Genomic DNA, 1402 nt, shown 5'->3' with positions numbered 1-1402 from the left:
CTAGACTCTTCTATGTCTGTCAAGGGGTTTGGGTTGCTGTTGCGGCAGCGTTGAGTGTGCGGTAGATGTGGCGGGCCATGTAGCGTTTGATGCAGCGGCGTATTTCCTTGTTGGTGCGACCTTCGGCCCGTCGTTTCTCCACGTATTGCCGTGTTTCTGAATCATGGGTCATCCGGCTTATTGCCGCCATGTGGAGAGCACTGTTCAGTGCCCTGTCACCGCCCCGGTTCAAGCGGTGCCTGACCGTGTTCCCGGAGGATGCGGGTATGGGGTTCACTCCGGCCAGGGAGGCGAATGCCGCCTCGTTACGGACCCTTCCTTCGTGCGACCACGCAGCGAGGCACTTCGCGGCACTTATAGCCGCGAAGCCTGTCTCCTCCAGTAAGGGCGCGGCTTCACTGGCTTTGATCAGTTCATCGAGCTGGTTCTCGTTGGCCGTGAGCTGTTCATCGAGGGCCAGGACGTGTTTAGCCAGCCGCACGGCCTCAGCGCGGGCGATGGCCAGGGAGAGCTCTTCCTCTCGGGACCGCCATTTGGAGATCTCGGTGATCTGGGCGCTGGTGAGCTTCCTACGGGCGTCCATGCCCAGGTCATTGCTCCGTGCCAGGGCGTTGAGCGCGTTGATCGAGCGGGTGCGGTCCTTGCTCATGGATCCCCTCGCCGTCACCAAAATCCTCACACCTTGGCGGATCCCCGCATGAAGGCGGGGCCGGCGCAGCTGCTCCACCGGCAGAGGCAGGGCCGTCATGGCGATCTGGTGGGCGTCCAGGGCATCGGTCTTGCCCACCCCACGGCGCTTCCTGGCATCCATGCGCGGCGCTTCGGCCACCGGGAAACCATGGGTGGCCACGGTGCCGGCCAGGATCGCCCCGTAGGACGCGGCACCTTCGATCACCCACAGCGTATCGGCACTGCCACCAGTACGCCGGGCGACCCAGTCGATCGCCCGGTTGATCCCGGCGCCGGTCGCGGGGAAGTCCCGGGATTCGAGCAAAGCACCGGTATTCGCGGTGAGGATCGCGTAGACGTGGTTACGGGCGTGCGTGTCGACGCCGACGACAAATGGATGAGTATGCGCGACGATAGACATGGCGGTCATTGGTACCTTTCCTCTCACGGACATGGTCATGGCCGTCGCCGGCCGGTACCAGTCCGGGTAGAGGTCACCAAGGAACAGCACTGTGACGAGTCACGCCCCCGCAAAGGGGCGGACAATCTTCTGATCAAGCTACCGAGGTGGGCCGGACAGGTGCCGGCCGTACCACCCCGATGGACTGACAGGTCTAGGGAAAGACACCTTCCGGGTCAGTTGGGTAACGAGTCACATCCATCGGGCGGAACGGCCTGCACCCATCCTGCCAGCCAGTCCCAGACCAGCCACGATCAAGACTCACAGTTGGGT

1 protein-coding gene is annotated in these 1402 nt (G+C 63.3%); it reads right to left on the bottom strand.

The annotated features are described in order from the left end of the window. Window positions 1–19: 19 nt before the first annotated feature. Window positions 20–1099 (bottom strand): IS110 family RNA-guided transposase, encoded by a 1080-nt coding sequence (locus FDP28_RS20375; protein ID WP_144663429.1) that lies wholly within the window; start codon window positions 1097–1099, stop codon window positions 20–22. Between the last annotated feature and the right edge of the window lie 303 nt (window positions 1100–1402).

Source organism: Paenarthrobacter nicotinovorans (assembly GCF_007670255.1).
In the GTDB taxonomy this organism is placed as follows: Bacteria; Actinomycetota; Actinomycetes; order Actinomycetales; family Micrococcaceae; genus Arthrobacter; species Arthrobacter nicotinovorans_B.
This window is presented reverse-complemented; position numbering and strand designations above follow the sequence as displayed.